The organism is Microcoleus sp. B4-C2 (genome assembly GCF_036705265.1).
Taxonomy (GTDB): Bacteria; Cyanobacteriota; Cyanobacteriia; order Cyanobacteriales; family Microcoleaceae; genus Microcoleus.
This window is the reverse complement of the sequence record NZ_JAUBUB010000010.1, coordinates 1-6,678: the sequence shown is the minus strand read 5'-3', so window position 1 is coordinate 6,678 and position 6,678 is coordinate 1. Positions and strand designations below refer to the sequence as shown.

At 48.2% G+C, this 6,678-nt stretch carries 5 protein-coding genes; 4 read left to right on the top strand and 1 reads right to left on the bottom strand.

Annotated elements, in window-relative coordinates; translation table 11 throughout:
- Positions 1 to 156 precede the first annotated feature (156 nt).
- Positions 157 to 678, top strand: a complete 522-nt coding sequence (purE, locus tag QUB20_RS05830; protein ID WP_333055865.1) for a 5-(carboxyamino)imidazole ribonucleotide mutase — start codon at positions 157 to 159, stop codon at positions 676 to 678.
- Between the two features lie 84 nt (positions 679 to 762).
- Positions 763 to 2,361 (top strand): ammonium transporter, encoded by a 1,599-nt coding sequence (locus QUB20_RS05825; RefSeq protein ID WP_333249865.1) that lies wholly within the window; start codon positions 763 to 765, stop codon positions 2,359 to 2,361.
- Positions 2,362 to 2,665: 304 nt separating this feature from the next.
- Here the strand turns inward: QUB20_RS05825 and QUB20_RS05820 are convergent, their stop codons facing one another.
- Entirely contained in the window at positions 2,666 to 3,268 is a 603-nt protein-coding gene (locus QUB20_RS05820) for an IS607 family transposase (RefSeq protein ID WP_333233027.1), read from the bottom strand.
- A 282-nt stretch (positions 3,269 to 3,550) separates the two neighbouring features.
- Here QUB20_RS05820 and QUB20_RS05815 point away from each other — a divergent pair, with 282 nt between their 5' ends.
- Together QUB20_RS05815 and QUB20_RS05810 are read left to right on the top strand one after the other, a co-directional pair.
- Entirely contained in the window at positions 3,551 to 4,468 is a 918-nt protein-coding gene (locus QUB20_RS05815; RefSeq protein WP_333055869.1) for an SGNH/GDSL hydrolase family protein, read from the top strand.
- A 505-nt stretch (positions 4,469 to 4,973) separates the two neighbouring features.
- Entirely contained in the window at positions 4,974 to 6,410 is a 1,437-nt protein-coding gene (locus QUB20_RS05810) for an ammonium transporter (protein ID WP_333211990.1), read from the top strand.
- Positions 6,411 to 6,678: the final 268 nt, after the last annotated feature.

Below are 6,678 nucleotides of genomic sequence, written 5' to 3'. Positions count from 1 at the left end.
GGAGCTTTTTGCTTTTTGCTGGCTGCAGGGCTGCTCAGACGGGGGCTGGTGGCAAAATTGCTTTTAAGGGTCAGTTTTGGTACAAAATATCTAAATTTGAGTTAACGCAATCATTTAAAATTAGCATTTATCTGAAATCTAAAATCGGAAAATTTTATGAATCAAGCGACAGTTGGAATTATTATGGGTAGCGATTCGGATTTGCCAACCATGAAAGATGCGATCTCCGTTTGCGAAGAATTCAGTGTTGCTTGCTCCGTGGCGATCGTCTCGGCGCACCGCACCCCTGAGCGCATGGTGGAATACGCCCAAACCGCGCACCAACGAGGCTTGAAAGTCATTATCGCAGGTGCCGGGGGAGCGGCGCACCTCCCAGGTATGGTAGCATCTTTAACCCCCTTGCCAGTGATTGGCGTGCCCGTACCGAGCCGCCACCTGCAAGGGGTAGATTCGCTGTACTCGATCGTGCAAATGCCAGCCGGAATACCCGTAGCAACAGTGGGGATCGGCAACGCCAAGAATGCTGGCTTGCTGGCAGTTCAGATACTGGCAGCTCATCAGCCAGAATTGCTAGAGCGAGTTTTGCATTACCGCAAAACTTTGTCCGAATCTGTACTGAAAAAACAAAATCAACTAGAAGAGCTAGGCTATCATAACTATCTCAATCTCAACAAATAATCCAATAAACTTTTGTAGTAAGATTGGAAAGTTTTCCGAATATTGCTGAGCTTAGTAGCCGTAAAGAGGGTAAAAGTGATTAAAATGACTGTCGGAAAGAAAAAGTCGAAAAAAGTCAGGCGGGAGACTTTAAATTTGCCAGCAGCTAAATTTTTTACGAAAGTCAACAGGTTGAAGAAGTTACCACGGGCGATCGCCCGCCTCACTCCAAGTTGGCAAGCCTGCATACCTTTAGCTGCAATCATCTTCTTGGTGTGGGGATATGCGGCGGTAGCCCAAACCCCTGCCACGCCAACCACCGAGGAACAATTAGCAAGCCTTAAGGTGGGGCTGGATACGATGTGGGTCATGGTGGCGGGGATGCTCGTGTTCTTTATGAACGCCGGTTTCGGTATGTTGGAAACCGGTTTTTGCCGTCAGAAAAATGCGGTTAACGTGCTGTCCAAAAACTTGATTGTTTTTGCGCTTTCTACGATCGCCTATTGGGCGATCGGCTTTGCCTTAATGTTCAGCAACGGCAACGAGTTTATCGGCAGCAGCGGATTTTTTCTGTGGAACGTAGCCGACAACAGCCCCGCCACAGGAGACGCTTATCAAGGCATTTTCGAGTCGCTTAACTGGACGGGAGTCCCCCTCAACGCTAAATTCTTTTTCCAATTAGTTTTTGCGGGAACGGCTGCGACGATCGTTTCTGGAGCCGTTGCAGAGCGAATTAAATTCCTTGAATTCTTAATTTTCAGCTTGCTGCTAGTAGGAATTGCTTACCCAATTACCGGACACTGGATTTGGGGCGGAGGCTGGCTGGCAGACGCAGGCTTCTGGGATTTTGCCGGTTCGACAGTGGTTCACTCCGTAGGCGGTTGGGCGGCTTTGATGGGAGCTGCATTTTTGGGGCCGCGGCTCGGCAAGTACCGCGACGGCGATACTGTGGCGATGCCGGGACACAATATGAGCATTGCCACCCTGGGCTGTTTGATTTTGTGGTTGGGTTGGTTCGGGTTTAATCCCGGTTCGACAATGGCACTCGATCCAAATGCGATCGCCCACATTGCGATCACCACCAACACTGCCGGTGCCTTCGGGGGAGTTGCTGCAACCATTACGGCTTGGCTGTACCTTGGCAAACCCGACCTTTCGATGATTATCAACGGCATCCTCGCCGGCTTAGTCGGCGTAACAGCTAGCTGCGCTTGGATCAACGTGCCCAACTCTGCCATAATCGGCATAATCGCCGGCATCCTGGTAGTTTTCGCAGTAACTTTCTTCGACAACTTGAAAATTGACGACCCTGTAGGCGCAACTTCAGTTCACTTAGTCTGTGGAATCTGGGGAACTCTGGCAGTTGGGCTGTTTGCTGACGGGCCTACAACTGGACTTTATACCGCAGGCCCTGCAGCCGGATTGCTTGTGGGCGGAGGTTTTGGTCAACTCTGGGCGCAGTTGGTCGGCATTATCTCTGTAGGCGGGATGACCGTGCTGCTGAGTACGATTTTTTGGCTGGCACTCAAAGCTTTGCTGGGTATCCGCGTTTCGGCTTTAGAGGAGGCTGAAGGTTTGGATATCGGCGAACACGGGATGGAAGCTTACACTGGGTTTGTGAAGGAAACGAGCTTGGATAACAGAAGTGAGACCAGCTACGGCGGTTATGGTGGGGGTTCTGGGGGGAAGACTAACAAACTGTAGAGCGTGCGAAGAGATCGACCAATTCAGCTTTCGTGTCGTAGATTAGCTATTTATCAGCTAATCCACCTCTTTATTCAGAAAAACCCGAATCTGAAATACCCGCCAACTTATGGCTGTCTATCGTTGTGCTCGCGTTTCAATCTTCGATACGAACGCGGGCATATTTTTATTGTTAGCTTACTTTTAATGGCGTACATATAGCAGTTTTCGATTGCATGAGTCGGCGCCGATCATTGTTAATTGGTAATGGGGAAATGGGAATTGAGAATCTGTAACTAACGAACTTTGCAAACTGGTGTATTGATTAGAGTTTACCGGCAATTGCTTTAAGTTCTTCAACGACGCGCTTGTTCTTGGGATTCCTGGTGCCATCAAGGCGGGCGGAGACAACAGTGATTATTTCTAGTATATCTTTAGCTAAATCCTCGTCACAGCTAGTATTTTCGGTTTGATTTATAATCACTACCTCTGTCCCAAAGTGTTCGCACAAATTAAAAATTAGTTCAGAACCAAATCTCAGCAGTCTGTCTTTGTGAGTTAATACCAACCTTTCTACTTGATTATCTGCGATCGCCCGAATTAGATGTTGTAAACCCCGCTTACTGTAATTAACCCCAGAACCTACATCCTCAATGATTTGGAATTGCCACCCCTGAGATGCACAAAACAATTCCAAAACTTGTTTTTGTCTGTCTAAATCATCTTTTTGGTTGTGACTGCTAACCCGAGCGTAAGCAATGGTTAAAGCGCCGTTGGGTTTTAAGCCAAGAAGATGAGCTAGGTCATAGCGTCTGTGACCGTTAGCGGTGCGTTCTGGTATTAGCTTGCCTTCGGCTTCCCATCTTCGCAAGGTGGAAGCGCTCACACCTTTAAGTTTGGCTGCTTCAGTTATAGTTAATTTTTTCATTTTTGGATTTTAGCATCAGAAATGAGTAATTTCGGTGAGTTTTAGATAGATTTTTGTTGAGGTCTGCTGATTGGACAAATCCGATTCCGGTGCCAGAAAGTTTGGTAGGCAGATTTTTTATGGTAAAGTAGTGCGAAAAAGCAAAGTTCTGCATCGCCGCCCTTGCCCAATACAGCACAGTGCTTGATTCTTACAAGAATTGAGGCTTTAATTGAGCGGTAAAATTTGATGCAGCAATCAGTGCAAATTATTCGGTGTGAGGCCTGCAAATAGCTTGAGTTTATGGAGAAGTTCGGAGGAGGTAGCAGAAGTAGAACTCATAAATCCCTCTTAGGGATGGAAGTTAGCCGATCGAAAACTGTTCCGGTTTGGGCTTTGCTATCTTTGGTGACGAACGGGGTACTGATACTTACAGTCGCTCAACTACTGCTGCAGGGAAACAACTTGACAGAAAGGTTCCAGGCGAATGATGCGGTGACGGCAGAAGCGGCCCAGGAACAAATTGGCCAACCGGCGATCTCTACAAAGGCAGTGCTAGACGTGCCCGTTCCCGGGCCGCGACATAAATGGACTTACCAGCAGTGGGTGACGCAGTTGGGTCGCGAAGCTGAGGCGGTGGCGGCGAATCGACCCTCAAGATTGAGTGTTTTGGCTGGGGATTCTCTCAGTATGTGGTTTCCGACCAAGCTGTTACCAGTCGATCGAATTTGGCTGAATCAAGGGATTTCGGGGGAGACTTCCCTGGGTTTGCTGAAGCGGTTGCAGTTGTTCGATCGCACTGCGCCGGATACAGTGTTTGTGATGATTGGGATTAACGATTTGTTGCGGGGGGCGAGCGACGAAGGGATTTTGGACAACCAGCGGCAGATTATTCGCGATTTGCGGTGGGCGCACCCCAAAGCACAAGTTGTGGTGCAGTCGATTTTGCCCCACAGCGGGGAACAAGCTACTTGGGAAAATCGCGATCGGCTGTTGGCGATTCCTAACAGTCGGATTCGGGCAATAAATCGACGGCTGAAAGAAATTGCTAGTTCGGAAAATGTTTTGTATCTGGATTTGCACCCACTGTTTGCGGATGCAGACGGCAATTTGCCAACTGAACTCAGCACAGACGGCTTGCACCTTAACGATCAAGGTTATCTGGTTTGGCGATCGGCCCTACAACTATTCGATCAGATGCAGTTGAAAAATGAGTCATGAGTCAATCGACTTTAGATTTTAGATTTTAGATTTTAGATTAAAGAATTGAAGCATTGACCCCACGGATAAATTCGGGGGGAAGGATAAAGTAACATTCTCCCTAACTCTCCCCCTCTACTCCTCCCACTCTCCCCAATTCAAAACTCCCGCCTTCTCCTCGACACCCCCTCTCCGATTACTCTGTTGTCACTGGCTATGTCAAGTAGCGACTGATACATTAAGAAATATGATAGTTAGCTATTTAGTATAGGGTGATACAGAATAACTGTTTGTACAAATGGTGGAATCCAAAAGGCACAGACCATTGGATTGATAGTTGACAAATTTAGATGGGTCCGGCTATACGAAGTCGGGAGGTTGAGGATTGGGGAATTATCTATTGAAGATTTGTTCCGCTAAAACACGGACTTAAAACCAAATAACTATTGCATCTAAAATCCTCGCATCTAAAATCGGCTGGGTCTTCCCGGAAAATTGCTGAGTATGAGAAGGTACAACAACTAACGTGATCAAAAAAAGTTTAATGATCGGCATCATCGCGCTGTTGCTGTTAAGCGTGCCGCTAACGGACAATGCCTTAGCTCAAGATGCTGCTGGTACTGCTGCGGTGGTGCCAAATCCGATCGACACCGGCGATACGGCCTGGATGTTGGTTTCCTCAGCACTGGTATTGCTAATGACACCGGGGCTGGCGTTTTTCTACGGGGGACTGGTGCGATCGCGCAACGTCCTCAACACCATGATGATGAGCTTAATCATGATGGGACTGATCGGCGTCACATGGACGCTGTGGGGCTACAGTTTGGCCTTTGATGTCACCGCCAGCAACCTAAATCCTAAAGGGTTTGGGCAAGGGATCGAAAGCTTCATCGGCGGCTTCGACTGGATGTTCTTGAACAACGTCACGGCGGACACACCAGATCCGATCGGCTATGCACCGAGAATACCCCACCAAGTCTTCATGGTGTACCAGATGATGTTCGCCATCATAACTCCAGCCTTGATTTCCGGGGCGATCGTCGAACGGGTAACATTTAAAACCTATTTCTGGTTCGTGCTGCTGTGGTCTACCTTTATCTACTCTCCTTTAGCTCACTGGGTTTGGGGTAGAGGCTGGCTGGAGGCGATCGGAGTTTTAGACTTTGCCGGCGGCACAGTCGTGCACATCAGTTGCGGTGTTTCTGCAGTTGTCGCAGCTTGGGTAATCGGGCCCCGCAAAGACCACTTGAAGAAACCCCACACCCCCCACAACGTACCCTACGTCTTGTTGGGAATTGGGATGCTGTGGTTTGGCTGGTTTGGCTTCAACGGCGGTAGCGCTTTGGGAGCTGGTTCTTTAGCAACAGTGGCTTTTGTCACCACCATGATTTCTGCAGCAGTCGGCGGTTTAACTTGGACAATTGTCGAATGGGTGCTCAGAGGCAAACCGACAGCAGTGGGAATTGCTAGCGGTTTCCTCGCGGGATTGGTCGGCATCACACCTGCCGCTGGATTCGTGCTGCCAGTAGGAGCGCTTTTGATCGGATCGATCACTTCGGTTTGTTGCTTCTTTGCCATTAGCTGGCGCGCTAAGCTTGGATTTGATGACTCTTTGGATACCTACCCGCTTCACGGCGTCGGCGGAACTGTGGGCGTTATTCTGACGGGCGTATTTGCCACTAAAGCGGTTAACTTTGCCGGAAATGACGGGCTGTTTGCCGGGAATCCGGGGCAAATCGGCACCCAGTTGATAGGCGTTCTAGCTACTTACGTGTTTGCGGGTGTCGGCACTTTTGTGATCCTGAAAATTTTGGAACAGTTTATGGAACTGCGAGTGCCGTCATCTGCTGAAGACAAAGGTTTGGATATTGACTTGCACGGGGAAGAAGCTTACGGTGAGGATTTTGGCGGCGGTTTCAGTTCGTTTGAATCGAGTTCTCCTTTTGCGCCGAAGAAGATTTGAAGCTGATTATTTGAATAAGTTCGATCGTGTAGAGATGCAGGTATCTGGGTCTCTACGCTTTTTTTTAAGTTTTTTTTAACGAGTCGCGAAGGCGCGTTCATTCTTTCTTGGCTCTCAATTCAATGTGTCGATCGTATTGTAAAACTTCATTGAGTTTATAAGCAATTATAAACAATAATGGTATTCTATTGTTGTGAGTGTTGAACAAGGAATACGCATAGCCCAAAAAACGCAAGTCTCAAATGCAACTAACACAGAGGCACATCAT

Excerpts from the sequence above, each read along its gene's own strand:
- purE (WP_333055865.1), top strand. The coding sequence starts at position 157 with ATGAATCAAGCGACAGTTGGAATTATTATGGGTAGCGATTCGGATTTG.
- QUB20_RS05825 (WP_333249865.1), top strand. The coding sequence starts at position 763 with ATGACTGTCGGAAAGAAAAAGTCGAAAAAAGTCAGGCGGGAGACTTTA.
- QUB20_RS05820 (WP_333233027.1), bottom strand. The coding sequence starts at position 3,268 with ATGAAAAAATTAACTATAACTGAAGCAGCCAAACTTAAAGGTGTGAGC.
- QUB20_RS05815 (WP_333055869.1), top strand. The coding sequence starts at position 3,551 with ATGGAGAAGTTCGGAGGAGGTAGCAGAAGTAGAACTCATAAATCCCTC.